This is a genomic window from Eubacterium sp. AM05-23 (assembly GCF_003477535.1).
In the GTDB taxonomy this organism is placed as follows: Bacteria; Bacillota; Clostridia; order Eubacteriales; family Eubacteriaceae; genus Eubacterium; species Eubacterium maltosivorans.
Genome location: NZ_QUDF01000003.1, coordinates 191,477 through 217,379 on the forward strand (window position 1 = coordinate 191,477; position 25,903 = coordinate 217,379).

The following is a 25,903-nucleotide window of genomic DNA, read 5'->3' on the forward strand; positions in this document are numbered from 1 at the left end:
AGGAGGTAAAGATGGACCCTGTTTATGCGTTTTATAAAATCGCTAGATTTATGTGGAAACATCATATTTCTTTTATGGCATTTTTTTTTAGAGGACTCATGCGAGTTATTTTTGCATGTGATATTCCTTATAAAACTCAGATTGGTACGGGAACAGTATTTCCGCACCATGCCTTAGGTATTGTAATACATCAAGATGCTGTGATTGGTAAGAATTGTATAATTGAGCAAAATGTGACAATAGGTGGAAGAAGTGGATTCGCAACTCTACCTAAAATTGGTAACAATATAATGGTAGGTGCTGGTGCGTCTATTATTGGACCAGTTATTATTGGTGATAATGTTCAAATAGGTGCTGGTGCGGTAGTGGTTCATGATATACCAGATAATTGTGTAGTCATTGGCGTACCGGCCAAAATCATAAAAAAGGATGGGGTTAAAATATGAAAAATATTATTTTATTAGACACATCTATTGGTTCGTTAAATCAAGGCGATGAAATAATCAACACATCGATTAAAAGTAATTGGAAGGAATTGTTTGATGAAAATTATATCATTAGATTAGCGTCACATACACCTATGTATACAAAAATTCAGTCTGTTATTTATAAAAAAAAATTAAGTGTTATTCAGAATGGTGATTTTAAATTTTTATGTGGAACAAATGCCTTGTACACTAATATGTTAAGACCACTTCCTACTTGGAATATTAATTTAGTAAATTATAAATTAGCAAAAGGTACTATATGTTTAGGAGTTGGGGTTGGAGTTAACAGCAAAAGTATAAATTTGTATACAAAAAAACTTTATAATAGAGTGCTTTCTCATGACTATGTGCACAGCACGCGTGATGATAAAACTGCAAATTTTTTGAAACAGCTTGGTTTTAAAGCTGTTAATACTGGTTGTCCCACTTTGTGGGGGCTTAATGAAGAACACTGTCGAAATATTCCGAAATCTAAAGCAAAAAATGTTGTGTTTACATTAACATATTATTTAAAAGATAGAGAAAATGATAAAAAAATGATTGAAATTCTTTGTGATAATTATGAAACATGTTATTTTTGGCCTCAATGTATAAAAGATATAGAATATTTTTACTCTTTAAACATAAACAAAATAGTTAAAATAATATCTCCTAATTTAGAAAGCTACAAAAATATTTTGATAGAAGAAGATATTGATTATGTGGGCAATCGACTTCACGGTGGGATTTTTGCATTGCAACATCAAAAAAGATCTATTATTATTGCGATTGATTACAGAGCTATCGAAATGAATAGGAGCTACTCTTTTGAATGTATTGAAAGAAAACTAATTCCAGAGTTATTGGAAAATAAAATAAAGGCAGATTGGACAACTAAAATTTTGGGAATAGATTTCGATTTAATTAGAGAATGGAAAAGGCAATTTATCAATGGGGAATAGTAATAAATATGTAACGTTACTATCGAATACGGTAGTATTTGCTATAGGGAATGTCCTTGTAAAGGTAATATCTTTTTTCTTGATGCCTTTATATACAGCTGTACTAACTACAGAACAATATGGTGTTTCAGAACTGCTAAATAGCGCAATAGAAATTATACTTCCGATAGGTACATTATGTGTCATTGAAGCCTTGTATAGATTTTCTATAGAAAAAAATGCTAATTATAAAGCTATCTTTGCAAATTCCATTCGCATTGTATTATATGGTGATATAGTAGTACTTTTAGTCTGTGTACTATTAAAACATATCTTTAATTATGGATATGCATTCTCTTTCTTTTTTTTATATCTGGCCACGACCTTTTATAAACTAGTAACGCAATTTTCAAGAGGACTTGGACATGTAAAAAGATATGCGTTGTATGGAGTAATTAATTCGTTGGTATTAGTTCTTTCTAATATTCTCCTTCTAGTATGGATGAACGGTGGTGTTAGAGCCTATTTAGCATCATTCACTATTGGATATGGAGTTTCTGGAATTGTTGCATTTTTTGCTTCAAAAGAATATCGGTATATATCATTGACGTATAAGGATAAGAAACTACGTAATGAGATGATTAGATATAGTGCGCCTAATATACCAAATATGTTATCGTGGTGGATAAACAATATCTCGGACAGGTATATTATTATGTTTTTTTGGGGGGCAGGGCTAACAGGTTTATACACGGCTGCTAGTAAATTGCCTGCTATGATTAACCTTTTTTCAGCTATTTTTCAACAAGCATGGCAGTACTCTACTGCAAAAGAGATAGAGAATATTGATAGGCAAGTTTTTTTCAATAAAGTGTTCAAGATATATTCATTTGGATGTTTAATGGCGTGTTCTGCATTATTATTTCTAAATAGAGTTGTTTGTAAAATCCTTTTAAAAGACAATTTTTATAATGCGTGGAGATTTGTTCCAATTTTGATATTGGCAGCTACGTTAGGATGCTATTCAACTTTTTTTGGCACCTTTTACAATGCATTAAAAAAAAATTTTGTTTTAATGCTTTCAACTTTGATTGGTGCAGGAATTAACATAATTCTTAATTTTGTACTGATTCCTGTGTATGGAGGAATTGGAGCCGCCGTTGCTACCGTAATCAGTTATGTGATAATAACGACATTAAGAATAGTTGACGTTACAAAAAGAATTGGGCCAATTGCAGACTATAAAAGATTACTTGTTCAGTTTTCGTTATTGTTTGTAATTACATATATAACTACAGCGACAGAATCGATTATATCTTATTTACTTGGAGTTTTATGCTTGTTTATTATCATTGCTTTGGATTATGACACATTAAAGTATAGTGTAAAGATAATGCGTCAGAAATTTAAGAGATAATAAAAAATATTATTAAAAATAAGTAAGATTAATAATAGAGATGATATTTTCGTTAAAAATATCGTTATATCAATATATTTGAGGAGTATGAAATGTTATGAAAGTTTTTCAGGATGTTAAAATTACAGTAGCTGGCATGGGCTATGTTGGCTTATCAATCTCTATCTTATTATCACAAAACCACAAGGTAACAGCAGTGGATATTATCAAAGAAAAAGTAGATTTAATCAATAGCCGAAAGTCTCCGATTCAAGATAGAGAAATTCAGGAGTATTTAGCAACAGAAAAATTAAATTTAACAGCTACATTAGATGCTAAAGGGGCATATAAGGAAGCTAACTTTGTAATAATCGCAGTACCCACAAACTATGATTCAGAAAAAAACTTTTTTGACACATCAGCTGTTGAAGCAGTGATTGAGCAGATAATAGCAGTAAATTCAAATGCAATTATAGTTATTAAATCAACTGTTCCTGTTGGATATACGTCAAGAATTCGTGAAAAGATGAATTGTAAAAACATTTTGTTTAGTCCAGAATTTTTGCGTGAATCAAAAGCCTTATACGATAACTTATTTCCTTCACGCATCATTGTTGGTACGGATTTAAGTGATAAACGTCTGGTTAAGGCGGCGAAGGATTTTGCAATATTGCTTAAGGAAGGGGCAATTAAAGAAAAGATCAATACATTATTTACGGACTTTACTGAGGCAGAAGCAGTAAAGCTTTTTGCTAATACTTATCTAGCTTTACGTGTTTCTTACTTTAATGAATTAGATACTTATGCGGATATAAAAGGTTTAGATACAAAGGCAATCATTAATGGTGTGTGCCTTGATCCGAGAATAGGCAATCATTATAATAACCCATCTTTTGGTTATGGTGGTTACTGTTTACCAAAAGATACAAAACAATTGTTGGCGAATTATCAAGATATCCCACAAAATATGATGACAGCGATTGTGGAGAGCAATCGAACAAGAAAAGACTTTATTGCAGAACAGGTATTAAGAATGGCTGGATATTATGGACATAGTTCGAAAAATGAATGGAGACAAGGTATGGAAATCCCAATTGTCATTGGCGTCTACCGTCTCACCATGAAATCCAACTCTGACAATTTCCGTCAAAGCTCGATTCAGGGTGTTATGAAGCGTATAAAGGCAAAAGGTGCCACAGTAATTATCTACGAACCAACATTAGATGATGGTGTGCGTTTTTTTGGTTCAGATGTAATAAATGATTTAGCAGCATTTAAAAAGAAGTCAAACGCAATTATTGCCAATCGCTATGACTGTGAGTTGGATGATGTAAAAGAAAAAGTATATACACGAGATATTTTTTCTAGAGATTAATAAAGATGGTTTTTAAATAAAACTTACTGATATGCAATAGCTGGGTGTATTGCATATCAGTCCACCACCACCCGCTTAAAATATGGGACCACCCATCCCATCATTTTAAAATAAATGTAAAACGATTACCATCGTAATCGCGGAAAGGAACTGCAAATGAAAGCAGACGAACAGTACCATTTCATCAACTACGATAACGCCGTCAGGGCCTATGAGGGTGAATACCCGCGGCTGACGCGGGCCAAGGTGGCGGAGTTTTTTTCGGATTTAGAGCGCGGCGCGCCCGTGGCGTTTATGAACCGGGGAACGCCGGCCCAGCCCATGACGGCCATTGTATTCGCAGATGAGACGGTGCTTTTGTGGCCGCGGTCGCCGCATTTTGTGGTGGACGCTGTGGGCCGGTATTTTGACAAGGACATGAAGCAGTGTCGTAAAAACAATCAAAAACGATTTGGTTACAGGCGGCACTTTCCAATCATTTTGGGTGAAGCGCTTCAGCTTTTACCCGTTGTGACAAAGCTTCCTGATGGCGGCAGAGGAATCAGTTTTCTCTGCCGTCATTTTTTTATCCATTTGAGCGAGGAAAAAATGTTGGTGTCACTAAGTGGACTGGCGGTTGGCTACTGCTGTCCTTCAAGCTTGATCCGGGATAAAATTCTGGAGCTGATGCGGCTTTGCCGGGCACTTTTTGTAAAAGAGCTGCTTAAAAACGGACGCAGCTTCAGTCTGGCCAACAACGCTGCCTGCTGCAGCTGCGCTTTGTTTGGACAGTGTCATGATCAGTTTTACAGGGCCTTTGGTTTTTAAGGTTTAGAAGTTTTTTCAAAAACCCTTTGGCGTAAGTTTTTAGCCTGTGACAAAGAGGATTTAGCTATTTTATCTCATTCGGGTACAAAAAAGTCTCAATTTCTGGGGCTTTTTTGTTTTTTTGAGGGGATTTTCAAGCTGGAGCGCTTTTGATTTGTACCGTCCAAATGCTTTAGAATAACCTTAACACCCCGTTAAACGGCGGTGAATCACAAATCAGGAGGACTGAAATGGATCAGACCAAAAACCTTAAGAAGCCTGCGGACATAAAGGGAATGGAGCGTGTAAGAGCGCGGAAGGATTTGAGCTATTATCCGGTGCCGGATTATTTTAAGGCGCTGGGCGTCTCGAGTATGGCGGATTTAACCGATGAGATGCCCCTGGTTTACCACTGCGACAATCCCTTTTTTCCCATGGAGGGCGGTTATCAGCCCTGCGAGACACCGGAAAATTTAAGGGCCAAAGCCCTGGCGGCAGAGCTCGGGCAGATCTGCAGGGTAAAGCTGGGCAACAGCGCCCATCCGATGCACATTTTTGACGCGATCTGTGAAGGGCGGCCGGTAAAGGAATGCATCTTTCCGGATGGCAGCACCCATCTGTGCGCCCAGGGCGAGATTGAGTCTGAGGGCGAGACGCCGCTTTCCAGACTGGATATTGAGGCCTTTAAAAATCCGGGGCTGAGGGCGGTCACCGATCAGGCCTTCCTCACCGATTCCATGGACATGAAGCGCTGGGTGTACTGCCTTCGCGGCCCCTGGTCGGACACGTATTTTGTATTGATTGAAAAAGGAGAAAGCCATGAATAAGTACACTACCGTAGAGATGAACTGTTTTGAAGATTCTCTGTTTGGCAGTATTCGCGCCCTGGTGGAAACCGTGGATGTGAAGGCGCACAACAAAGCCATTGAGCTGGAGATTCGTGAGATTCAGAAATGTATCATGTATGATGCGGACTGGGAGCTTGTGGGCAAAGCCATGGACCGGCTCATCACACTCAAAAAGCAGATGCTGAGAACCGGGGACGGACGGCAAGAGTGGTTTGTGGTAAAGGATGTCTGCAGAGCCTTGGGCTATAAGGGGCACTGCGGGGCGCTCCAAACCCACGTGCGCAGTGAGGATGTGGCAAAGCGGGAAATCCGCGACGCTAACAATCACCGTCAGAAAATGCTGGTGGTGAATGAAAGAGGACTGGATGCGCTTATCCTCGGTGGAAAACTGCACGCCGCTGTGTTTTTTAAGGGATATATCACCGGGGTGATCCTGCCCGCGCTCCGGGGGATAAAGCCGCGGTATCCCTGGCCATGTGGGCTGACAATGTGCGCGGTCTGCGCCTCAAAGGCCTTCGGAGGCGGCAATGAATTATCTGACTGAGCTTCTGGCCTTTTATAAATGGCTGGAGACCGCGCTCATCAGCCCGGTCCAGCAGGCCTACTGGCATCTGCTCATGTGGGCCAACAACAGGGCCGCTGTCCGGGACGAGCTGGGGGATTGGTACTGGCCTGTGGCCTTTAACCTGCCCAACACAGTGGTCATGCGGTTTCTGGGGCTCAAAAAGCACTATCAGGTGGTGCACCTCAGAGAACAGCTGATCCGCACCGGGCGGGTGCAGTATGAAAAGCACCCTGCCCAGAAGGCGGGGGTTTACCGCCTAAACCCTTTTAACAAGGGGCTTGAAACCATCTGGATTGTTTCGGAAAAGGGGTGCGCGCGCACCCAGGTTTGGAACTGTGCGGACACCTCGCCCGCACCTGGAGCGGGAACGTACATAAATTCTTTAAACAATAAACAAGCTTTTCTATCTGGTAGTATTCCTGAGGACGCGCCGTCACCCAACGGCTTCAATCTGCTTCCTGAGATTTCCGAGGAAGAGAAGGCAGCGATCCGTGCCAGATACCCGGATAATGACGTAGCGGCTTTTTACGCGATCTGGGAGTCACGGGAGAAGAAACAGCTGGAGATTAAAAATTTACGGAGGTGACAACATGAATCGATATGGCACAGGCCCTGGCCTTTTGCACAAGCGCCGGGCCTATCTGGTAGAAGCGGAATGCCGCGTGCAGGTGGGCTTTTATGCCCGGACTGTGGAAGAAGCGGAAGATTTATTTGGCGAGTACTGCCAGGCTGTGGAGGACAGGCACCCGGAGATTGTACTGAGCATGACGGACCTTTATGAGGATGAATAGGAGGCGTATATGAATCAATACAAAGAGATCGACGATTTGGTCGAAGCCTATAAAAAGGGGCAGGAATATCCGAAAAACAGCCCAGAACGGGAAAATGCAAAGGTGGCGGGAGAAATGCTTATCATAACCTTTAAGCCCCTGGTGTTGTCTGTGATGAGCAAGTTTCAGGTGCCGGATGAGCAGTTCGAGGATGGATTTCAGGACGGTCTTCTGGCCTTCATGAAGGGATTGGAGCGCTTTGATCCTGAGCGTGGTGCTGCTTTTAATGCTTTTATACGCACCCATCTGTGTCAGTATTACAGAAAATGGAAAAGTGGACGCTTTAATCTGTCGGTGACGGCCAAGAAGCGGCTTGACGACAAAGCACCAGGAACGCAAGGGTTTACTTTTGCGGACACGCTGGCAGATGAAGCCCCCGGCCCCGAGAACTGTTTTATCTGGAAGAAGGAAAACGAAAGCAATCAAAGGAAACTGGCAAAGGGCCTTTCACGGCTGACCATCAAGCAAAGGGAGGTGATCAACGACCATTACACATCGGGATTGAGCCTTCGGGAGATCGCGGATAAACAGGGAAAAGCACATCAGTCGGTATGTGAAACACATACGGCCGCCCTGAAAAAATTAAAAAAGTTTTTTGAATAATACCCTGCCGTTTTTCAAAAATCCGGTATGTATAGAGTGTAAGGCAAAATGCCACACAAAAATAGAAACCAAAAAGGAGAAATGAACATGGCAGTTGAAAAAACAACGGAATCGGTAGGAATGAAAATCACCGTCAACCATGGAGAGCGGGAGGGGAAAATCGTCAAGACTTCAAAAACCTACGGCGACATCAAGGAAAACGTGACCGACGATGCCTTTGTGGCCACCGCCAAAGCCATTACCGGCATGCAGGAGCCCATCCGGGAAAAGCAGGTGAAGGTGACGGCGGAGGAATTAATGGAAGTAGCATAGCGATTTCAACAATGGAGAATGAAGAATTGAGAATTGAGAATTAAAGGACCAAACCGGCCTAGCCGGTTTGATTATTATCAAAATCGCATAGCGATTTTGTTCCAAAATTCTCCATTCTGCATTCTCAATTTTCCATTAAAAAACGTAGGGCACGACGCCCTCGTCGTGCCGCAGACAGGCATCAAAATTAAAAATAAGAAGGAGACAAAAAAATGCCAACAACCAACAAAGATTTAACCATCACATTCCAGCGTACAGACGGAAAGGACCACAAAATCACCATACCAGATTACAAAGAGGGCATCACCGACGCCGAGATCAAGGCCGGGGCCCAGGCCATTGTGGATCAGGGAGCCTTTGAGCCCGACGGCTTCGCCCTGGCCAAGGTCGTGGGCGCTGTAAAAATCGACACCACCAAAACCGACGTGGCAGTGGAGTAAAAAAGGGGCGAAAGCCCCTTTTTAAAGTATCGATAAAGGAGATCAGTAAGAGATAAAGTGTTAAAAAGAGGACTGTTTAGTTGAAGGTTGAAAGTGGATAGTGGAAAGTTCCGGTGCAAATCAGCCTTTGGCTGATTTGATTGGGTGCGGCCTGCGGCCGTTTTTTTAATGGCTTTGGCGTTAGCCAAAGGGGACATAAACCTTCCACTTTCCACTTTCAACTTTACACAAGGAGAGGAGCGGGATTATATGAAAAAATTTTATAAACGTATTTTTATCACACTGGTCGCTGTGCTGGTCGTTGTGACAAGCGGTGTGTTTCTGGCAAGCTTCCCGAAAATGCCGGAGATGGGCCCAGAGCCGTCTCCGACTGGTGAGCCGGCAGCAGCGGAGCCGGAGGAGCCGCCCATGGAGGAGGCCGACCCTGAGCCGGAGGAGCCGCCCATGGCCTCAGAGCACTTTGGGCTTTGGGAATATGCCTGCGACTGCGCGGGCTACTGTGACGGCTGGCCCACAGAAATGAACCCCGAGCTTCTCGAACGCATTGAGGCCCTGCGCATGGCCTGCGGGCGGCCAGTCATCATTACCTCTGGCGTGCGGTGTGAGGCGCGCAACGAGGAGGTAGGCGGTGTAAGCTGGTCCTTCCACAAAAAGGGGCTGGCCGCGGATCTGTACTGCCCGGGTATGGGTGTGGGCGATCTGGCGGCAAGGGCACAGGAAACCGGGTTAAACATTTTACCTTATTACAGCTCAGGCTATATTCATGTAGAATTGCCCCTGAGCTGATGAATGAAATGGGTTTAAATTAGAATGAGTATAAATTAAAAAGCGGTAAAGATTATCTCATGGGTATTTTTAAAAAAACTATTGACAATAAAGTTAGGGAATGCTAATCTATTATTGTGATTAGCTTAACCTAACTTTTTTAGGTTGTGTGAAATAAGTTACCCGAAACTTGTTGTGAAACAGAACCAAGGAATTACCGGCTTAACAGCCTTTGTGGTGTTGACGGTTAAAGTAAGGCTTAGCTAAGAATATAAAATTAAGGAGGAGATATCATGTCAACAAAGATAGCGCTTGCAGGAAATCCCAATTGCGGCAAGACGACACTTTTTAACGCGCTCACAGGCTCTAACCAGTATGTCGGCAACTGGCCTGGTGTTACGGTTGAGAAAAAAGAAGGTAAGCTGAAAGGAAACAAAGACGTCATTATCATGGACTTGCCGGGTATTTACTCGCTTTCACCTTACACGCTTGAAGAGGTGGTTGCCAGAAATTACCTGATTAATGAACGGCCCGACGCCATCATTAATATTATCGACGGAACCAATATCGAGCGTAACCTTTACCTGACCACACAGATCACAGAGCTGGGCATTCCGGTAGTCATCGCTGTCAATATGATGGACCTCGTGGAAAAGAACGGGGATAAGATTGATGTCAGGCGCCTGTCAAAGGATCTTGGCTGTGAGGTTGTGGAAATTTCAGCGCTTAAGGGCAAGGGCCTGAAGGAAGCCGTTGAAAAAGCAGTTAAAATTGCAGGCAAAAATACCATCAGCGCGCCGGTACACCGGTTTGACCCGGAGGTAGAGGAAGCGCTTGACAAGATAGAAGCCAGGCTGGGAGACGATATCCCAAAAGAACAGAAGCGGTTCTTTGCCATTAAGCTCTTTGAACGGGATGATAAGATTTCCGGACTGATGAAGAGCGTGCCGGATGTGGAAGCCCTTATCACAGCGGTTGAGGATTCCATGGACGACGATTCTGAAAGCATTATCACCAATGAACGCTATAATTATATTTCTAATATTATCGGTGACTGCTATAAGAAGAAAAACAAGGGGCAGCTTTCCATCTCAGATAAAATTGATAAAGTTGTCACCAACCGTTTCCTGGCGCTTCCGATATTTGCGCTGGTCATGATCCTGGTTTACTATGTTTCCGTCACCACCGTGGGCTCCTGGGCCACAGACTGGGCCAATGACGGCGTCTTTGGCGACGGCTGGCATCTGTTCGGCATCGGCACTTCCCAGTATGAAGAAGCCGCTGGCGAGTATGACGTGCAGGCGCAGAAGATAGACGCCTTTTTAGAAGCCGCCCAGGCCGAGGGAATCAGCACTGACGCGGTGACAGAAGCCTTGGAAGCAGAGGAAGGCGAAGCGGATGAAAGCGCCGTTACCGCCTTTGAACAGGCCGCGGCTGGTGTGACCGCCGACGCTGAAATCACCGATGAGGAAGGCGGAGTGGTAGAAACCGTTCCTGTAACGGTCAATGACTTTAAGGAAGCAGCAGCTGCAGAAGAGCCGGACCCGGCAGACTACGGCGTCTGGGTACCGGGTATACCGGTGCTTATCGGAGACGGTCTGGAAGCGGTAGGCTGTGCCGGCTGGCTCCAGAGCCTGATCTTAGACGGGATTGTCGCTGGTGTTGGCGCGGTTCTTGGCTTTGTGCCTCAGATTTTAGTGTTGTTTATCTTCCTGGCGATTTTGGAAGGCTGCGGTTATATGGCGCGTGTTGCCTTTATTATGGACCGTATCTTCCGCCGCTTTGGTTTATCCGGTAAATCCTTTATCCCGATGCTTATCGGCAGCGGCTGCGGCGTGCCGGGGATCATGGCATCGCGTACCATTGAAAATGAGCGCGACCGCCGTATGACGATTATGACCACGACCTTTGTGCCCTGCAGCGCCAAGATGCCAATCATCGCCATGTTTGCCGGTGCGATTTTCGGCGGCGCGTGGTGGGTAGCGCCAAGTGCCTACTTTATCGGAATCGCGGCCATTGTCATCTCAGGCATTATGCTTAAAAAGACCAGGATGTTTGCCGGCGAGCCCGCGCCCTTTGTCATCGAGCTTCCGGCGTACCATGTGCCTACTGTCGTTAATGTGCTGCGCAGCATGTGGGAACGCGGCTGGTCCTTTATTAAAAAAGCCGGTACCATTATTCTTCTGTCCACAGTCTTTATCTGGTTTACCTCTAGCTTTGGCATGGTAGATGGCAGTTTTGGCATGGTAGACGATATGAGCGACAGTATTCTGGCCGCCATCGGCTCCGCCCTGGCCTGGATTTTTATTCCCAACGGCTTTGGGGACTGGCAGTCAACCGTTGCGACGGTTACCGGCCTTGTGGCCAAGGAAAATGTGGTGGGTACCTTTGGTATTCTGTTTAAGGTGGGCAGCGAGGTTGCAGAAACCGACGCGACTCTGTGGACTGCGGTTGCGGCACATTATACTGCGCTCTCCGCGTTCTCTTTCATGGTATTCAACCTGCTGTGCGCACCATGTTTCGCAGCCATGGGCGCCATCAAGCGTGAAATGAACAATGCGAAATGGTTCTGGTTTGCTGTTGGCTACCAGACAGGCTTTGCCTATGTCATCTCACTGATTATCTACCGTCTGGGCCTGCTCTTTACAGGCGGCGGCTTCTCCGTTTGGACCGTTATTGCCACCTTGCTCCTGGCGGGTATCATTTACCTGATGGTACGTCCCTATAAAGAATCCGATACACTGAACATCAACATGCCGGCTGCCAAGGCAAAACCATGACAGCCACCATCCTGATCTGCATCGCCATTGCCGTTATTGTAATCCTGGGCGTGCGCAGCTATATGAAACGAGTTTCATCTGGCTGCTGCGGCTCAGGCGGCGGCGGAACTGTCAAAAAGATCCGCGTGCCGGACAAGGACAAGAGCCATTACCCCTATCGTAAGGTTTTATGGATCGATGGAATGGTCTGCGGCAACTGCGCAGCCAATGTAGAGAATGCCCTGAACAGCCTGGATGGCGTCTGGGCAAAGGTAAATCTGACAGAAAAGAAGGCAGAGGTTTTGATGAAAAAGCCCTTTGACGATGAGATACTCAAGCTCAGCGTAAAGGACAGCGGATATACAGTGTTCCGGATTGATGAATCCTGACAAAAAAGCTTATCCACCATACGGTGAATAAGCTTTTTTTACGTGAGTTATTCAGCGAGCTTTTTACCGGCCTCCCGTGCATCGGCGATGAGCTCGTCGGTGTAGGCGTTGGCGCAGACAATGCGGCTTTCCACCTTGCCCTGAAGCATCATGCCAAAGGAAGCGTCGGACATGTCAAAATAGGGGACATAGTGGCCGGCCATTGGCGCACCCTGTGAGTAAACCGTCACCACACGTTTGGGCCCGATCTTAAAATGGGATTTTCCATCCTGGGTGGTATACATAAAAGCGTAGAGGCGGTTTAAGAACAGCATGGTCTGGGCGCTCATCTGTGCCATGTAGATGGGCGAGCCGATGACCACCGCGTCGGCGTCGGCAATGGCTTCATAGATGGGATGCATGTCATCCTTTTGAACACAGAAGATATCCTTATTTTTGTGGCAGGCCCCGCAGGCCTGACAGCCTTTGATATTCAGCGCGTTCAGGTTAAAGGCTTTAACCTCTGCGCCCTTTTCCCTTGCGCCTTCAAGCACCGCGTCCACCAGTACGGTGCTGTTGCCCTGCGGGCGGGGGCTTCCGTGGATTCCTACAATTTTCACAATCATCACTCCTTTGATTTTATACCTCTATTATACGCCTGTTAAAAGGCCTATGGCAAGATCAGTGTGTGAAAGCGTAGAGGCAGCTGTCAAAAATTTCAGCATTTTTAAAGACGCGGTTTTTAAGGGTTCCCTCCAGGGTGTAGCCAGCTTTTTCCAGTGCCCGGCGGGACCCCAGGTTGTGGGCAAAGGGCTCGGCGTGAACGCGGGCCAGGTCATAGTGCTTAAAGGCAGCCTCTGTGAGCTGGCGGATGGCGGCAGACATGATGCCGCGGCCCCAGAAAGGCTCTGCCAGCCAGTAGCCGATTTCGGCGTTTTTACAGTAGACGTCCTCTTCCAGAAAAATGCCGATGCTGCCCACGGCCTCGCCGCCTACGTCGATGGCCCGGGTACACTGGCGCGCTTCACCAGCCTCGATGCAGCTCATCACATAGCAGCGGGCGTCCTCATAGGTGTAGGGCCAGGGGAAGGCATTGCGCAGATTATCCGCGATTTTTTTATTGTTGGCGTATTTTGCCACACTGTCAATGTCACTTTCCCGCCAGGGGCGTAAAATAAAATCCATCGGAACCTCCTTCAGTCAATTTCAGTCGTCTCATAGCTTCTTTTCAAAACCTCGGCCGCGGTGGGGGCGTCGATATACAGCACGTCGGCCAGGCCGCCCTTCAGGGTGGCGCAGATAATGTCGGCTTTTTCGATGCCGCTGGCCACCAGCAGCTTGTTCCGGATCGCCTTGATCACTGGCAGCGAGGCGGCGATAACCCGGCGGTCTAAGGCTTCGTCGAAGATTTCACCTTTCGCGTTTATAAAATGAGAGCACATGTCGCCAATACAGCCCTTGGATTCCATTTCCCAGTACTGGGCGTCGGACAGCAGGCCCATCTCATAGATGATGGACGGCCGCGCCAGATTGCCCACAGAAAAGACCGCGGTCTGGCACCGCTCCGCCATGGAGAGGATCTGGGCTACCTGAGAATCCTGCTTGATGGCGTCGGCGATAAAGGGCGCGTCCACCACGGCGGGCGCCGGAATCTGGTAGCCCGCGCCGTCCACACAGGTCACAAAATTCTTGAGGATATTCAGGGCACTGGATTCATAGACCGCGCGGGAGTAGCCGCCGTTAAGCTGGATTACCGACACGCCGCGCCGTTTGATGGGCTGCAGCAGGTTTGACAAAACCTCCAGGGTGCTGCCCCAGGCAATGCCCAGGATGGAGTCGTCGTCTACATAGCGCGGGAGCTCCTGGGCCAGCGCCAGACAGACATCGTGAACCAGAATCCGTTTGTCGCCCACCAAATCGGGTACAATGACCGCCCTTTTCAGCGGAAAATGGGCCATGAGCTGTGTTTCCAGCTCGCCGAAGGAAAGCACCGGCTCTTTGATGCGCACCTCAATCAGACCCATTTCCTTGCCGCTTTTTAGCAGCCGGCTGACGCTGGATTTGCTGATGCCCTCCTTTTCAGCGATTTCAATTTGCCCCATATCCATTTCGTAATACATTTTTGATATACGAAGAATCTGATTTATTTTTTTGAGATCCATGATTCCTCCAATGATGTGAAATTTTTCCCATAAAAATGAAAAGTTAAAGGATTCTTATGGTTTCATTATAAAAAGAATGAAAAGGAATGTCAAGGGAAAAAGTGGGAATTATTCAAAAGTATGAAAATATAATGTAAAAAATGTTGAAATTTTTCCCAAAGAAGAAAAAATTATTTTCTTAAATTTGGAATTATACCTATTTTTCTATTGACAAATTTGCACCACAGGGTATAGAATACACCTATAAAACATTTACAAGGAGTGAAATCAATGAGCATTGTAACTTTGATTGGCTCTGGCCAGATGGCTTCAGCCCTAACCTTTCCCCTTTACGAAAACGGCCACGAGGTCCGTTTAGTCGGTTCTCCCCTCGATAACGAAATTATCGACCGTCTGAGAGAAGACAACTACCATTTTAATTTATTGCGCACTCTGCATGACGGTATTCATTATTATAAAGTAGACCAGGTCAAGGAAGCCTTAGAAGGCGCGGATGTTGTTGTCTGCGGCGTGTCCAGCTTTGGTGTGGACTGGTTCCTGGATGAAATTATTCCAGTGATTCCCGAAGGCGTGCCGATGCTCTCAGTCACCAAGGGGATGTTAAATTTTGAGGACGGCCGTCTTCAGGTTTATCCCGAATACTGGGAAGAACATCTGCCGGAAGGCTCCAAGCTTAAAATTTATGCCATCGGCGGCCCATGTACCGCCCGGGATCTGGCCGACCACGACCATTCCTTTGTAGGCTTCTGCGGACGCGACATCGAAACCCAGGAAAAGCTGCGGGATATTTTCGCAACCAGCTACTATCATATCAGCCTTACTACCGATGTGGTGGGTCTGGAAGCAGCCGTCGCCCTGAAAAACGGCTATGCACTCGGCACAGCGCTGGCCATCGGTCTTAAAAACATCTGCGGGGATGACGGCATTGCCCATGTCAACTCCAAGGCCGCCCTGTTCCAGCAGAGTGTAAAGGAAATGGATGATTTGTTGGAAATCGTCGGCGGCAGCCACCGAATGATCATGTTTGCGGCCGGAGACCTGGACGTTACCGTAGCCGGCGGCAGAAGCCGTAGTGTAGGCCAGTACCTGGGTGAAGGCCTGTCGATGGAAGAAATCAATGAAAAGCTGGCAGGTCAGACCCTGGAAGCCGTTGTCATTGCCACACGTACGGCCAAGGCAGTCAAGGCCCTGGCAAAAGCCGGTAAGGTTGATATCGCTCAGTTCCCACTGCTGATGCATGTGGACAAGCTGCTCAATGAAGGGGAAAAAGTCAATATTCCCTGGAAAGAATTTGAGACAATCGAAGCATAGCAGCATGGATTAAAAAGCGGTTCAGGACATCTGGGGGACAGACAAAATAAGCGTTTGAATAATGGAGAATTTAGGATTCTCCATTTATTATAGAGGCCTTGTAATCGTTAATCTTTTGACGATCGTATTCAAAATACCATGTATATCATTACACTGAGGGAGGTAATATTATGGAATATTTAATTGGATTGGATTTGGGGACCGGCAGTGTCAAAACCGTATTGTTTGATCAGAACGGGAAGGAAATCGCGCAGATGGCGCAGGAATACCCGGTTTACCAGCCGAATAACGGCTGGTCTGAACAGGACCCGGAAGACTGGTACACAGCGGCTATCGCCACCATGCGTTATGTCATTGATGAATCCGGTGTTCCGAGAGACGCCATCAAGGGGATCGGGATGTCTGGCCAGATGATGGGCGCGGTTATGCTGGACGCGGCAGGAAAGCCGCTGCGCCGTGCGATCCTGTGGAACGACGCCCGTACCACAGAATCCTGCGAGTCTGTCCGCAGAATTGTTACCGATGAAAAGATGATGGAAATCAACTGCAACCCTGTTCGTCCAGGCCTTACAGCCGCCAAGATCCAATGGGTCAAGGAAAACGAGCCGGAAATTTACAAAAAAACCGCCCATATCCTTTTGCCAAAGGACTACCTGCGCTACCGCCTGACCGGTGAGTACGCCACCGAGGTTTCAGACGCTTCCGCCATGCAGCTGCTGGATGTGCGCAACCGCTGCTGGTCACAGTATATTCTGGATGCCCTCGAAATTAAGGAATCTGTTCTGGGCAAGGTTTACGAATCACCGGATGTTACCGGCACCCTGACCAAAGAAGTCGCCGGCCTTCTGGGGCTTTCTGAAAAGACGGTTGTTGTCGGCGGCGCAGGAGATAACGCAGCCGGCGCTGTAGGGACAGGCGTTGTGGCCACTGGCCGCGCCATGACCACCATCGGGACCTCGGGAACGGTTTTTGCCTACGCCGATGAGCCCATGATGGATAAAAAAGCCCGTGTTTACACCTTCTGTATGGCAGTTCCGGACGCCTGGCATTTCATGGGCTCGGTCAACTCAGCTGGCAACTCCTTAAAATGGTACCGAAACCTGTTCTATTCTGACGATCTGGAATACGATAAGATCAACCGCGACGCCATGTCCTCTAAGCCAGGGGCCAACAATCTCATCTACATGCCTTACCTCACAGGCGAGCAGTCACCGCATTTTGACCTGCAGTGCCGTGCCGGCTTTGTGGGCCTGTCAGCAACCCATACCAAAGCGGACATTACCCGCGCGGTCATGGAAGGCATCACCTATGCCCTGCGTGACGTCCTTACCGCCATCCGTGAATCCGGCATCGAGCCAGACATTATGCGTATGTGCGGCGGCGGCTCCAAGAGCCCGTTCTGGCGTCAGCTCATGGCCGATATTTATGGCATGCCTGTCTGTCTGCCGGATATGAACTCCGAAAATGCGGCAGCTCTCGGCGCCGCCATTCTGGCCGCTGTGGGAACGGGTATGTACCCGACTGTCCAGGATGCCTGTGACAAAATCATCGCCATGCGCGCAGAAAACTACGCGCCAAATTCAGCTCTGCGTGATAAATACGACACCGTCTACACAGCCTTTGATAAGCTTTATCCGCAGCTGAAAGATAATTTCGCAGAGATTCTGAATTTCTAAAAGTAAAAATTTATATTTTAAAGGTGAAGGTGACGGAAAATTTCCGCCACCTTTTTTCGGTTGTCTTCAGGCAGTTTTAATGTGTATGCAGGCTGTTAATGGGTACAAAGAAAAAGAACGTTGCTATCCATACAACAGGAGGTAAAACAAAATGAACATTGTCAGTAAAATTAAGAACAAGACCTTTACCACAGCCGCCGGGGCGGCGCTTGATTATCTGGAAAAGGACCCGGAGACAAACATTCCAAAAATGATGGAGCTGGTGGACCGGTTTACGCCGGAAGGCTGGTATGAAGGCCAGCGTTCAGCCTTTCGGACCGCCATTGATGAAAAGAACAACTGGTATCAGCTGATTATGCGGTTTTACGAGCTGGACCCCGGTGTCAGAAAAGCCTTTTTCAACAATTTTGTTATAAACGCCAGCCTGAAGGGGAGCGCCCTGCAGGATGAGGCGAAGGAAAGGGAAAACTGCAATGTCCCCTGGGCCATTCTCCTTGACCCCACCTCCGCCTGCAATCTTCACTGCACAGGCTGCTGGGCTGCGGAGTACGGGCACAAACAGAGCCTGGACTTTGAAACCATCGACCGCATTGTCCGAGAGGGGAAGGCACTTGGAACCTACATGTATATTTATACCGGCGGTGAGCCCCTGGTACGTAAAAAAGACCTGATCGCCCTGTGCGAGCGCCATCCGGACTGTGAATTTTTATCCTTTACCAACGGTACGCTCATCGATGAGGATTTCTGTCAGGATATGCTGCGAGTCAGAAACTTTGTCCCGGCCATCAGCCTTGAGGGTTTTGAGAAGGCCAATGACAGCCGCAGGGGCCAAGGGGTTTATGAAAAAGTGAGGACAGCCATGAAGCTGTTAAAGGAGCATCATCTGCCCTTTGGTGTTTCCACCTGTTATACCAGCGCCAATTTTGAAGATATCAGCAGTGAGGCGTTTTACGATATGATCATTGAGGCTGGCGCGCTCTTTATCTGGTTTTTCCACTATATGCCCGTGGGCAACGACGCCGTGCCGGAGCTGCTGCCAAAGCCCGGACAACGGGAGGAAATGTACCGCCGTATCCGCCATTTCAGAGAAACAAAGCCCATCTTCGGCATGGATTTTCAAAATGACGGCGAGTTTGTCGGTGGGTGTATCGCAGGGGGAAGAAACTACCTGCACATCAACGCAGCGGGCGATGTGGAGCCCTGTGTGTTTATTCACTATTCCAATGCCAATATCCACGACACATCTCTGCTCGACGCGCTTAAGAGTCCTATTTTTATGGCCTATCATGAAGAGCAGCCCTTTAATGAAAACATGCTGAGGCCCTGTCCCATGCTCGAAAATCCTCAAATACTGCGCGCTATGGTCAAACAGACCGGCGCTAAATCAACAGATTTGCAGTCGCCTGAAACCGCAGACCATTTGTGCGATAAATGTGTCCCCTATGCCGATAGCTGGAAAGAAACTGCCCAGAATCTTTGGGAACAAAGCCAGAGAAAAAAACAAGAAAGCGTATAAAAAACCCGGCGCGGAAAACCTCCCGGCCGGGGCCAAACACCGGAGACTAATGTCCACGGTGTTTTTCTTTTTTCTTCAGCTGTTTTTGCTCAAAACGCTCAAGCCTCTGACGTTCTTTTTCTTCGCGGCTTCGGCTTTTGTGCAGCACCTTTTGCTGTTCATGCTGGGCTTTCAGGGCCTGCTGGGCCTTGGTGCCCACCCCCTGGCTCTGAAGCTGCCTTTTAATGGCCCGCTGCATTCGCTTAGGGTTCAGCTTCCGGGTTTCAGCCGTTTGCGCCACTGAAGGGCTGAACCGGAGCCGGTGGTCGTTCCTGAGTAAAAAGTCATAAATCTCATAGTCCTTTGGCTCTGCACCAAAGGTGATCTTACAGACCTCCAGCCGGTTTCCGGACTGGCGCTCATAAACCCCCACCCAAAAAGGTTCCTCAAAAAATACCGTTAAGCTGCTTGAAATAGTGACCATACAGATGTCCTCCTTTAAGTAGAATCACCAAAGAACGGACAACCAAGGAGGCAGGTTACTGACGGCGTCGCCGCGCCCGGACTACCAACCGGGCAGTGTTTTTATCTTTGTAGTTTAATGATAACGGATACCTGGAGAATGGTCAAATTGTTTTTTATTGATTTTTAAATCAGTAAAAGTTATAGGTTATTATTATGTTTGTTTGCAGAATGGTGTCAATGGATTAGCCACTCAGTGTAATATTCTAAAACAAGACGTTTTTAACCTTGACTACGCCCGAGCAATCGGTCTTGAACTGGATTATCGACCAAAGCATGTTTTAGTCAATGGAATTGATAGCCTTGAATTGACCCTTGACGGCAGAGCCCGATCAGATTGAAGCATTAAAAGCACACCGGAACAGGATTATGTGACACTGCTGACCTGTACCCCGTACCAGATCAACAGCCACCGGCTGCTGGTAAGAGGTAAACGAGTGTTTGATGCACCGATAACGCCACAGACAGAAGAAGCGGAACAAGGGATTGATTCTTTCTTTTATAACCTTGGAAGCAGTAGCTGTGTTGATCTGGTATATAAAAATACGGTATAATTCAGGTATAACAAAAAACGAAAGTTATAGATGAGGGCGAAATGGTATCGAATTATGAAAAAATGAAACGACAAATGCAGAAAGAATTTTTAAAATACAATCAAGATGATATGATAAAGCGCTTTAACATAGACGCCAATGAAAGGTATTTGACAGTCGACTTTATGGGTGGAATTTGTCGAATAGGCCGAAAAAACGGTTTTGTAGAATGTAACGATATAGATATTGAGGGGTTCAGAGAAGCAGATTATAATGAAGCGATGACGATCTATGATCTTCTGTGCTGGTCAAAGCCAGATGCCGTGCCAGCTGGACAGTTTGTGAATATGCAAAGTATTTCGAAAATACACAGCACAGCACCCAGTGCTAATTCAGGTTTTTTCAATCAGGAAATGAAACTGTTTGACCATCAGGATACTTTGCTGCGTGAAGTGCTGGAGAAACTGGGAGGAGTGATTATTGATGGTGGTGATCTTGCGGCACAAATTCCCGTGTTTTGTGGATTAGACCTTCTGTTTCGTTTCTGGAACTCAGATGATGAATTTGCTCCAGAGATCCAATTTTTCTGGGATGCAAATGTACTGTCTTTTATGCACTATGAAACCGTATGGTTTGCGAATCATGTTCTCATTCGCCGCATTCGTGAAATGATGGAAAAACAGATGTCTTAACAGTAGGTAAATAGAATTTGAAAAGGAGAACTGCAATGGATAGAGTGGCGTTAATACAGTTTATAGCAGAACAATACAGCGCACATGAAGAAAATCCCTGGAAGAGGTATCCTAATTATGCCGTGTTCAGACATAGGAGCAATCAAAAATGGTTTGCCCTTATGATGAATATTTCTAAAAGCAAGTTAGGCTTGCCCAGTGATGAGATGATCGATGTGTTGAACGTCAAGTGTGATCCGATGCTGATCAGTACACTCAGAAATGAAAAAGGAGTCTATCCCGCTTATCATATGAACAAAGAAAACTGGTTAACATTGGCTTTGGATGGCAGTATCAAAGACGATCAATTAAAATGGCTACTCGATCAGAGCTTTGAGTTAACGGCGTCAAAGAAAAAACAGAAGTAAAATTATGGCACATACATTATCAAGGGATAACTAATAAAAAGAATGTTTGCTTTACGGCGTGGTATACTGATAGCATGAAAAACTGCATAGAGAATTTTCAAGCCTTGGAGGTGTCAATCCTTTGGGGCTTTCCTTATGCCTGGAAGGAGAATACTGTATGCCAAGAAAACTAAAACGTCAATGTTCCTTCTCTAGCTGTCCAAATCTGACGGATGGAAGGTAATGGTCATCCATATGGGGAGCCATTTGACTAAAGATGGTGTCCTATAATCCATTGCAACAACCCTTCAAAAGGCAGTTCGCTGGCAGCTATTTTTAGTATAATGACGGACAGATCTTCTTGCGTGTATTTTAATCCAATTCTGTTTAAGGCAAGGAATACAAGCATGGCATGAGCGCCAATGCGTTTGTTCCCATCAATGAAAGCGTAGTTTTTTACAAGACCAAAGCTAAGGCGTGCTGCCTTTTGTTGAATGGATGGGAAACTGTCAGTACCGGCATAACTTTGAAACGGTACATGTAGAGCAGATTCCAGCAATCCTTCGTCATGGATTCCATCACTTCCGCCAGTTTCCTGAATGAGTTGGGTATGGAGTAAAATAATTTGTTCTTTGGTTAGTTTTATCATTTGGCAAGTACCTCGTATGCTTGCCTGTTTTTGTCAATCAGTTGTTTGGAGACGGAAAAAATATCTTCATTGCTTGCAAGCTGTTCTTCCTCTATTGCATTAAATTCAATGATAAGGTAGCGGGGGGTGTTGTTCTTAAGAATGATAACAGAACCATTTTCATCGACTATTCTTGCAACACGGGAAAAGTTCTGGTTGGCTTCAGTAATGGAGACAAGATTTTTTGTATTTACATTCATGTGCGTGACCTCCTTTCTTAAACTCTTTTATTATTATACCTAAATAATATGAATATATGATGCTAAAAAAGATCAATAAAAAATGAGGAGTGAACAATGCTTAAGTAAAATTGTCAATGGACAGCAGCGAAAAAGAATATTTGCGAATTAAGGCGAAGGCATGAAAAATATACAGCTATTTGAGCATCGTACAATACGCACCGCATGAGATGAAGAAAAAGAAGAATGATATTTTCGATTATTGATGTTGTCGGGGCTTTAATCGAAAGTAAAAATGCTGGAGCTTATTGGCAAAAGCTTAAACAGCGGTTAAAAGTCGAGGGAAACCAAACCGTGACAAAATATCACAGTTTGAAAATGGTAGCGGCTGGTGGCGAAAAAAGGATGATCGATGTTGTGGATGCCAAACAGCCATTGCGTATTATCCAGTCCATTTCATCACCCAAAACAAAACCTTTTAAAGCCTGGCTGGCGTGTGTGGGCAGCGAACGAATTGAAGAAACTTAACCATTGACTAAGTATTCGGGACTTAACTAGATATATCTGGAAATGGATCAATCAGACGTTATAGACCATATAAGCCACAGCTTATGAGGACATAAAGAAGTATAAGGGAAGGGGTGATAGAACAATCCCGATTTCATTTATGTCACCAACGAAACAACAGAATTTCCAGATTATGCGGATTATTTAATCATTGATTTTACAGCGATTGCCCACAGCATGTATGATCGGGCAATTCGATGGTGTAACCAGAAGTATTGTGCGAATAGATTTTAATCAAGGCGGAACGATTGTGCATTGCAAAAAAGATTCAAAAGTGGACCATCTTCCAGAGACTGATACGGTGAGCCTTAAGGATAAAGCAGCTATTGAATGAAGCAGCGCGCCAGCCATATGACAATCTCAGCCCAGAGGATCAGGCCAAAATAGATAACGTAGATCAATTGGAAGCAGACAAAGTCAGACTTGAAAAACTGATGGAGGTTCCGTTTGCGTTCTCATTAAGCGGCAATGCGCTGAACATGGTTAATACTGGTATAGAAACAGGCTACCGGGGCTATGTTTATAAAGTAGAAGTTCCAGAGGGTACTGAAACCATTCAGCTCGAACGTTATAAAGATATTTGGGTGTTGAATAAAAATTATGAAAAGTTAATTCCTTATGGACAAATCACTGTGAAAATTGCGACAGCAGGCCATTTTGGAAAAGATAATATCTTTAGGGTCAATTTTGATATGTACTATGATAACCATACTTTACAAGTTTTCTTAAAAGTTCAGATTATTTTCTTTTGTCCAAAAGCCCATATTTCTCGCTTTATTCTTGTTTTTTATTATTTTCACCATTGCCGTATATATGGGTGTGTACGGTGATGACCGCGTCACCGACAGACCTGAAAAAGCCAGATAACCTTAACGAGTATCAAATAATTCATTTTATTTTTAAAAATATCACTATAATCCAATCAGTGACATAAACCTTGATTATCAAGGAATATTCATGTATAATTTTACTTATAATATTTCGATAATTAATTGCTACTTTTTATAAATTCGATTTAACCATCTGGGTATAATGCTCTTTGAGCGCCCGCACTGGTCAGCGATAAAAAAGAGAGGAAGCCATGATCCATAAAGAGAGCCCAATAAAAAAATCCATCACGCCGGCGATCGTGTTCGCGATCCTCTCGGTCATGATTTTATCGTCCATCATTTTATTTATAGCTGCCTACCGGCAGCTCAACCAGAACATTCAGAAGGAACGCGCGGATTATGTCGGCGAAATCAGCCAGCAGCTGCATTCGAACATCACTTCGGTGCGCTCGACCTATCTGCAGCTCACGGCGCTTTTGGCCGATAACCTTTCTTATATTCAGCCCGACAGCTTTGAAAAATGCGGACAGCTGTTTCAAAACTACCTGAAGGACGGCGGCAGCAGTATCTTTTTCGTGACGGCTGACGGCACGCTGCTCACCGCCGAGGGGGCGGTGAAGGGGATTGACAACCGCGACTATATCCACCAGGTCTTGAGACGGGATACCTATTCGGCTTTTGAGCGGGTGGGGATCGATCATGAGTACTGGCTCTTTTCCTCCCTGCTCAGCAAGCCCTGTGTCGTTGACCAGCGTGAGATCAGAGCTGTGGTGCTGGGCCGCGAAAAGGAGGCTTATTCCTCCGAAATGACGCTCTCGGTCTTTAACGGGCTGGGTTACTCCTTTCTGGTGTCGCCCAACGGCGCCATCACGGTTGCGCCGCAGGCGGTGGATCAGAGCCGCGTTGGCTACAATATTTTGAGCACCCTGGAAGATGAAGGCCTCGACGCCAATGTCTACACCCAGATTGAAAACGATCTAAAAAACGGGACGGACCGTTCCCTGGTCTGCACGCTTGGCGATATCCAGTGGCTATTACAGTATAACCGGCTTTCGGAGGGGAGCTTTACCTTTATCATGGTGCCCCTTTCCCTGACCGCCGCCGGAACCTACGACGGCATGACCGCCACCATGCTGACCGGCCTGTCCGTGATTTTCTCGCTGGCCCTGCTGGTGATCTTCATGATCCTGACCAGCACACGAAAGGAAAGGCAGCGCCAGCGGGAAATGTATGAGATCAATCTCGCGAAAAAGGCCGTGGAGGCAAAGAATGATTTTCTCGCCAAGATGTCCCACGATATCCGCACCCCGCTCAACGGCATCATTGGCATGAATTACATCGCCTCTACCCAGATCGGCCCCGATAACAAGGAGGCGCAGGCCAGCCTTAATAAAATCGAAACCTCCTCAAAATATCTGCTGAGCATCATCAACGATATTCTGGACATGAGCAAAATCGAGAGCGGCAAGATGCAGCTTTCCAACAAGGCTTTTTCGCTGGAGGACCTTTTAGAAAACATCCGCAACATGCTTGAGATCACAGCGGCTCAAAAGCAGCTGCCCTTCCAGACCGTTTTCGACCTGCCCTCTGGCGGCAGCTATCTGGGCGATTCGCTGCGCATCAACCAGATTTTGATGAACCTGCTCTCCAACGCCTTTAAATTTACCGAGCGCGGCAGCGTCAGCCTCTCGGTGTCTGCCAAAAGACTGGACGACGCCCGGGATGCGGTTACCATGGTGGTGGCCGATACGGGCATTGGCATGTCGCAGGAATACCTTAAAAATGCTTTCATGCCCTTTCTTCAGGAAAACGCAGAGACGGCTGGAAATTACGGCGGCAGCGGCCTTGGCCTTGCCATTGTGCGGAGTCTGGTCGATTTAATGGGCGGTGAGCTGTCCGTAAAGAGCCAAGAGGGCGCCGGTACCACCTTTACCATCGTGCTGCCCCTTGAGCGCGCCCAAAAGGCCGAGGCGCCCGCGCCGCAGCCCGAGCCCCCGGAAACCCGGGATTTTAAGGGAAAACGGGTTCTGGTAACCGAGGATAACGCCCTGAATGCCGAAATCACCATCGAAATCCTGAAAATGCAGGGGCTTGAAGCGGACTGGGCACAGAACGGAAAAGAGGCGCTGGAAATGCTCGAGGCTTCGGAGCCCGGGCATTATTCCCTGATTCTGATGGATATCCACATGCCGATCATGGACGGCCTGGCCGCCGCCAGAGCCATCCGCGCCTCACACCACCCTGACGCCGGTATTCCCATCTGCGCCATGTCGGCCAACGCCTTTGACGAGGACGCTGCCGCCTCCCGCGAGGCGGGCATGAACGAGCACCTGAAAAAGCCCGTGGAGATCGATAAACTGGGTGAAGCACTCATGAAATATATTCAATAAATGGAAGAAACGGAGGA

At 46.2% G+C, this 25,903-nt stretch carries 30 protein-coding genes; 24 read left to right on the plus strand and 6 right to left on the minus strand.

Annotation, left to right across the window (positions count from 1 at the left end; translation table 11 throughout):
- Nucleotides 1-11: 11 nt before the first annotated feature.
- The 15 genes from DW091_RS20665 (at nt 12) to DW091_RS04915 (ending at nt 12,476) form a co-directional block, all read left to right on the plus strand.
- Complete coding sequence (locus DW091_RS20665; protein WP_096920456.1) at nt 12-446, plus strand: serine O-acetyltransferase; 435 nt, start codon at nt 12-14, stop codon at nt 444-446.
- Nucleotides 443-1,429, plus strand: coding sequence for a polysaccharide pyruvyl transferase family protein (locus tag DW091_RS04850; RefSeq protein WP_096920457.1), 987 nt, complete (start codon nt 443-445; stop codon nt 1,427-1,429). Before DW091_RS20665 ends, DW091_RS04850 begins: the two co-directional genes overlap by 4 nt.
- A complete protein-coding gene (locus DW091_RS04855) occupies nt 1,419-2,825 on the plus strand; it encodes a polysaccharide biosynthesis C-terminal domain-containing protein (protein WP_096920458.1) in 1,407 nt (468 codons plus the stop codon). Before DW091_RS04850 ends, DW091_RS04855 begins: the two co-directional genes overlap by 11 nt.
- Before the next feature lie 97 nt (nt 2,826-2,922).
- Nucleotides 2,923-4,179, plus strand: a complete 1,257-nt coding sequence (locus DW091_RS04860) for a nucleotide sugar dehydrogenase (RefSeq protein ID WP_096920459.1) — start codon at nt 2,923-2,925, stop codon at nt 4,177-4,179.
- Between the two features lie 156 nt (nt 4,180-4,335).
- Nucleotides 4,336-4,986 carry a hypothetical protein gene (locus DW091_RS04865; protein WP_096920460.1) on the plus strand — a complete coding sequence of 217 codons (651 nt, stop codon included), beginning with the start codon at nt 4,336-4,338 and terminating at the stop codon, nt 4,984-4,986.
- Between the two features lie 230 nt (nt 4,987-5,216).
- Nucleotides 5,217-5,792, plus strand: a complete 576-nt coding sequence (locus DW091_RS04870) for a hypothetical protein (RefSeq protein WP_096920461.1) — start codon at nt 5,217-5,219, stop codon at nt 5,790-5,792.
- On the plus strand, nt 5,785-6,357 hold the full coding sequence (locus DW091_RS04875; protein ID WP_096920462.1) for a BRO family protein: 573 nt from the start codon (nt 5,785-5,787) through the stop codon (nt 6,355-6,357). Before DW091_RS04870 ends, DW091_RS04875 begins: the two co-directional genes overlap by 8 nt.
- Nucleotides 6,341-6,964, plus strand: coding sequence for a restriction endonuclease subunit S (locus DW091_RS04880; RefSeq protein ID WP_096920463.1), 624 nt, complete (start codon nt 6,341-6,343; stop codon nt 6,962-6,964). Before DW091_RS04875 ends, DW091_RS04880 begins: the two co-directional genes overlap by 17 nt.
- A 4-nt stretch (nt 6,965-6,968) precedes the next feature.
- Entirely contained in the window at nt 6,969-7,169 is a 201-nt protein-coding gene (locus DW091_RS04885) for a hypothetical protein (protein WP_074617577.1), read from the plus strand.
- Nucleotides 7,170-7,178: 9 nt separating this feature from the next.
- Nucleotides 7,179-7,811: a sigma-70 family RNA polymerase sigma factor gene (locus DW091_RS04890; RefSeq protein WP_096920464.1), complete on the plus strand. Its 633-nt coding sequence runs from the start codon at nt 7,179-7,181 to the stop codon at nt 7,809-7,811.
- An 87-nt stretch (nt 7,812-7,898) separates the two neighbouring features.
- Nucleotides 7,899-8,123 (plus strand): hypothetical protein, encoded by a 225-nt coding sequence (locus DW091_RS04895; RefSeq protein WP_058693857.1) that lies wholly within the window; start codon nt 7,899-7,901, stop codon nt 8,121-8,123.
- A gap of 212 nt (nt 8,124-8,335) precedes the next feature.
- Entirely contained in the window at nt 8,336-8,563 is a 228-nt protein-coding gene (locus tag DW091_RS04900; RefSeq protein WP_096920634.1) for a DUF2922 domain-containing protein, read from the plus strand.
- Between the two features lie 249 nt (nt 8,564-8,812).
- Nucleotides 8,813-9,349, plus strand: a complete 537-nt coding sequence (locus DW091_RS04905) for a D-Ala-D-Ala carboxypeptidase family metallohydrolase (RefSeq protein ID WP_096920635.1) — start codon at nt 8,813-8,815, stop codon at nt 9,347-9,349.
- 272 nt (nt 9,350-9,621) lie between these two features.
- Nucleotides 9,622-12,108, plus strand: coding sequence for a ferrous iron transporter B (locus DW091_RS04910; RefSeq protein ID WP_118517541.1), 2,487 nt, complete (start codon nt 9,622-9,624; stop codon nt 12,106-12,108).
- Complete coding sequence (locus DW091_RS04915; protein WP_074617175.1) at nt 12,105-12,476, plus strand: heavy metal-associated domain-containing protein; 372 nt, start codon at nt 12,105-12,107, stop codon at nt 12,474-12,476. Before DW091_RS04910 ends, DW091_RS04915 begins: the two co-directional genes overlap by 4 nt.
- A 47-nt stretch (nt 12,477-12,523) precedes the next feature.
- Here DW091_RS04915 and DW091_RS04920 read toward each other — a convergent pair whose 3' ends face one another.
- The 3 genes from DW091_RS04920 to DW091_RS04930 form a co-directional block, all read right to left on the minus strand.
- A complete protein-coding gene (locus DW091_RS04920) occupies nt 12,524-13,075 on the minus strand; it encodes a flavodoxin family protein (RefSeq protein ID WP_158501304.1) in 552 nt (183 codons plus the stop codon).
- Between the two features lie 61 nt (nt 13,076-13,136).
- Nucleotides 13,137-13,640 (minus strand): GNAT family N-acetyltransferase, encoded by a 504-nt coding sequence (locus DW091_RS04925; RefSeq protein WP_118517542.1) that lies wholly within the window; start codon nt 13,638-13,640, stop codon nt 13,137-13,139.
- 11 nt (nt 13,641-13,651) lie between these two features.
- The gene (locus DW091_RS04930; RefSeq protein ID WP_058693863.1) at nt 13,652-14,617 is read right to left on the minus strand and encodes a sugar-binding domain-containing protein; all 966 of its coding nucleotides are present in this window, start codon (nt 14,615-14,617) and stop codon (nt 13,652-13,654) included.
- 270 nt (nt 14,618-14,887) lie between these two features.
- On the opposite strand from DW091_RS04930, the gene DW091_RS04935 reads away from it, so the two are divergent.
- From DW091_RS04935 to DW091_RS04945, 3 genes are all read left to right on the plus strand, one after another.
- Nucleotides 14,888-15,928 carry an NAD(P)-binding domain-containing protein gene (locus tag DW091_RS04935; protein WP_058693864.1) on the plus strand — a complete coding sequence of 347 codons (1,041 nt, stop codon included), beginning with the start codon at nt 14,888-14,890 and terminating at the stop codon, nt 15,926-15,928.
- A 170-nt stretch (nt 15,929-16,098) separates the two neighbouring features.
- Nucleotides 16,099-17,604: a xylulokinase gene (gene xylB / locus DW091_RS04940; protein ID WP_118517543.1), complete on the plus strand. Its 1,506-nt coding sequence runs from the start codon at nt 16,099-16,101 to the stop codon at nt 17,602-17,604.
- 151 nt (nt 17,605-17,755) lie between these two features.
- Nucleotides 17,756-19,120 (plus strand): radical SAM protein, encoded by a 1,365-nt coding sequence (locus tag DW091_RS04945; RefSeq protein ID WP_096920638.1) that lies wholly within the window; start codon nt 17,756-17,758, stop codon nt 19,118-19,120.
- Between the two features lie 46 nt (nt 19,121-19,166).
- On the opposite strand, the gene DW091_RS04950 is transcribed toward DW091_RS04945, so the two are convergent.
- Nucleotides 19,167-19,583, minus strand: coding sequence for a YjdF family protein (locus DW091_RS04950; RefSeq protein WP_118517544.1), 417 nt, complete (start codon nt 19,581-19,583; stop codon nt 19,167-19,169).
- Nucleotides 19,584-19,992: 409 nt separating this feature from the next.
- On the opposite strand from DW091_RS04950, the gene DW091_RS20280 reads away from it, so the two are divergent.
- From DW091_RS20280 to DW091_RS04965, 3 genes are all read left to right on the plus strand, one after another.
- Entirely contained in the window at nt 19,993-20,175 is a 183-nt protein-coding gene (locus tag DW091_RS20280; protein ID WP_187368454.1) for a hypothetical protein, read from the plus strand.
- A gap of 62 nt (nt 20,176-20,237) precedes the next feature.
- Nucleotides 20,238-20,846 (plus strand): DUF3786 domain-containing protein, encoded by a 609-nt coding sequence (locus tag DW091_RS04960; RefSeq protein ID WP_158577826.1) that lies wholly within the window; start codon nt 20,238-20,240, stop codon nt 20,844-20,846.
- A gap of 35 nt (nt 20,847-20,881) precedes the next feature.
- On the plus strand, nt 20,882-21,253 hold the full coding sequence (locus DW091_RS04965) for an MmcQ/YjbR family DNA-binding protein (protein WP_118517546.1): 372 nt from the start codon (nt 20,882-20,884) through the stop codon (nt 21,251-21,253).
- A 250-nt stretch (nt 21,254-21,503) separates the two neighbouring features.
- Here DW091_RS04965 and DW091_RS04970 read toward each other — a convergent pair whose 3' ends face one another.
- Entirely contained in the window at nt 21,504-21,881 is a 378-nt protein-coding gene (locus tag DW091_RS04970) for a type II toxin-antitoxin system death-on-curing family toxin (protein WP_074617182.1), read from the minus strand.
- Nucleotides 21,878-22,120 (minus strand): type II toxin-antitoxin system Phd/YefM family antitoxin, encoded by a 243-nt coding sequence (locus tag DW091_RS04975; protein ID WP_118517547.1) that lies wholly within the window; start codon nt 22,118-22,120, stop codon nt 21,878-21,880. The genes DW091_RS04970 and DW091_RS04975 overlap by 4 nt, the downstream gene beginning before the upstream one ends.
- Nucleotides 22,121-22,345: 225 nt before the next feature.
- Here DW091_RS04975 and DW091_RS04980 point away from each other — a divergent pair, with 225 nt between their 5' ends.
- The 3 genes from DW091_RS04980 to DW091_RS04990 all read left to right on the plus strand — a co-directional run bounded on the left by DW091_RS04980 (nt 22,346) and on the right by DW091_RS04990 (nt 25,886).
- Nucleotides 22,346-22,627 carry a hypothetical protein gene (locus DW091_RS04980; RefSeq protein WP_224168745.1) on the plus strand — a complete coding sequence of 94 codons (282 nt, stop codon included), beginning with the start codon at nt 22,346-22,348 and terminating at the stop codon, nt 22,625-22,627.
- Between the two features lie 365 nt (nt 22,628-22,992).
- Entirely contained in the window at nt 22,993-23,496 is a 504-nt protein-coding gene (locus DW091_RS04985; protein ID WP_118517548.1) for a hypothetical protein, read from the plus strand.
- 251 nt (nt 23,497-23,747) lie between these two features.
- Nucleotides 23,748-25,886 (plus strand): ATP-binding protein, encoded by a 2,139-nt coding sequence (locus DW091_RS04990; RefSeq protein ID WP_118517549.1) that lies wholly within the window; start codon nt 23,748-23,750, stop codon nt 25,884-25,886.
- Nucleotides 25,887-25,903 lie beyond the last annotated feature (17 nt).

Bases quoted from the DNA above. Each gene is read 5' to 3' on its own strand.
- DW091_RS04990 (WP_118517549.1), top strand. From the start codon at position 23,748: ATGATCCATAAAGAGAGCCCAATAAAAAAATCCATCACGCCGGCGATC.
- DW091_RS04925 (WP_118517542.1), bottom strand. From the start codon at position 13,640: ATGGATTTTATTTTACGCCCCTGGCGGGAAAGTGACATTGACAGTGTG.
- DW091_RS04890 (WP_096920464.1), top strand. From the start codon at position 7,179: ATGAATCAATACAAAGAGATCGACGATTTGGTCGAAGCCTATAAAAAG.
- DW091_RS04860 (WP_096920459.1), top strand. From the start codon at position 2,923: ATGAAAGTTTTTCAGGATGTTAAAATTACAGTAGCTGGCATGGGCTAT.
- DW091_RS04865 (WP_096920460.1), top strand. From the start codon at position 4,336: ATGAAAGCAGACGAACAGTACCATTTCATCAACTACGATAACGCCGTC.
- DW091_RS04930 (WP_058693863.1), bottom strand. From the start codon at position 14,617: ATGGATCTCAAAAAAATAAATCAGATTCTTCGTATATCAAAAATGTAT.
- DW091_RS04950 (WP_118517544.1), bottom strand. From the start codon at position 19,583: ATGGTCACTATTTCAAGCAGCTTAACGGTATTTTTTGAGGAACCTTTT.
- DW091_RS04875 (WP_096920462.1), top strand. From the start codon at position 5,785: ATGAATAAGTACACTACCGTAGAGATGAACTGTTTTGAAGATTCTCTG.
- DW091_RS04885 (WP_074617577.1), top strand. From the start codon at position 6,969: ATGAATCGATATGGCACAGGCCCTGGCCTTTTGCACAAGCGCCGGGCC.
- xylB (WP_118517543.1), top strand. From the start codon at position 16,099: ATGGAATATTTAATTGGATTGGATTTGGGGACCGGCAGTGTCAAAACC.
- DW091_RS04935 (WP_058693864.1), top strand. From the start codon at position 14,888: ATGAGCATTGTAACTTTGATTGGCTCTGGCCAGATGGCTTCAGCCCTA.
- DW091_RS04895 (WP_058693857.1), top strand. From the start codon at position 7,899: ATGGCAGTTGAAAAAACAACGGAATCGGTAGGAATGAAAATCACCGTC.
- DW091_RS04855 (WP_096920458.1), top strand. From the start codon at position 1,419: ATGGGGAATAGTAATAAATATGTAACGTTACTATCGAATACGGTAGTA.
- DW091_RS04980 (WP_224168745.1), top strand. From the start codon at position 22,346: ATGATATTTTCGATTATTGATGTTGTCGGGGCTTTAATCGAAAGTAAA.
- DW091_RS04945 (WP_096920638.1), top strand. From the start codon at position 17,756: ATGAACATTGTCAGTAAAATTAAGAACAAGACCTTTACCACAGCCGCC.
- DW091_RS04910 (WP_118517541.1), top strand. From the start codon at position 9,622: ATGTCAACAAAGATAGCGCTTGCAGGAAATCCCAATTGCGGCAAGACG.
- DW091_RS04975 (WP_118517547.1), bottom strand. From the start codon at position 22,120: ATGAATGTAAATACAAAAAATCTTGTCTCCATTACTGAAGCCAACCAG.
- DW091_RS04850 (WP_096920457.1), top strand. From the start codon at position 443: ATGAAAAATATTATTTTATTAGACACATCTATTGGTTCGTTAAATCAA.
- DW091_RS20665 (WP_096920456.1), top strand. From the start codon at position 12: ATGGACCCTGTTTATGCGTTTTATAAAATCGCTAGATTTATGTGGAAA.
- DW091_RS04905 (WP_096920635.1), top strand. From the start codon at position 8,813: ATGAAAAAATTTTATAAACGTATTTTTATCACACTGGTCGCTGTGCTG.
- DW091_RS04880 (WP_096920463.1), top strand. From the start codon at position 6,341: ATGAATTATCTGACTGAGCTTCTGGCCTTTTATAAATGGCTGGAGACC.
- DW091_RS04965 (WP_118517546.1), top strand. From the start codon at position 20,882: ATGGATAGAGTGGCGTTAATACAGTTTATAGCAGAACAATACAGCGCA.
- DW091_RS04960 (WP_158577826.1), top strand. From the start codon at position 20,238: ATGAAACGACAAATGCAGAAAGAATTTTTAAAATACAATCAAGATGAT.
- DW091_RS04970 (WP_074617182.1), bottom strand. From the start codon at position 21,881: ATGATAAAACTAACCAAAGAACAAATTATTTTACTCCATACCCAACTC.
- DW091_RS04915 (WP_074617175.1), top strand. From the start codon at position 12,105: ATGACAGCCACCATCCTGATCTGCATCGCCATTGCCGTTATTGTAATC.
- DW091_RS04870 (WP_096920461.1), top strand. From the start codon at position 5,217: ATGGATCAGACCAAAAACCTTAAGAAGCCTGCGGACATAAAGGGAATG.
- DW091_RS04900 (WP_096920634.1), top strand. From the start codon at position 8,336: ATGCCAACAACCAACAAAGATTTAACCATCACATTCCAGCGTACAGAC.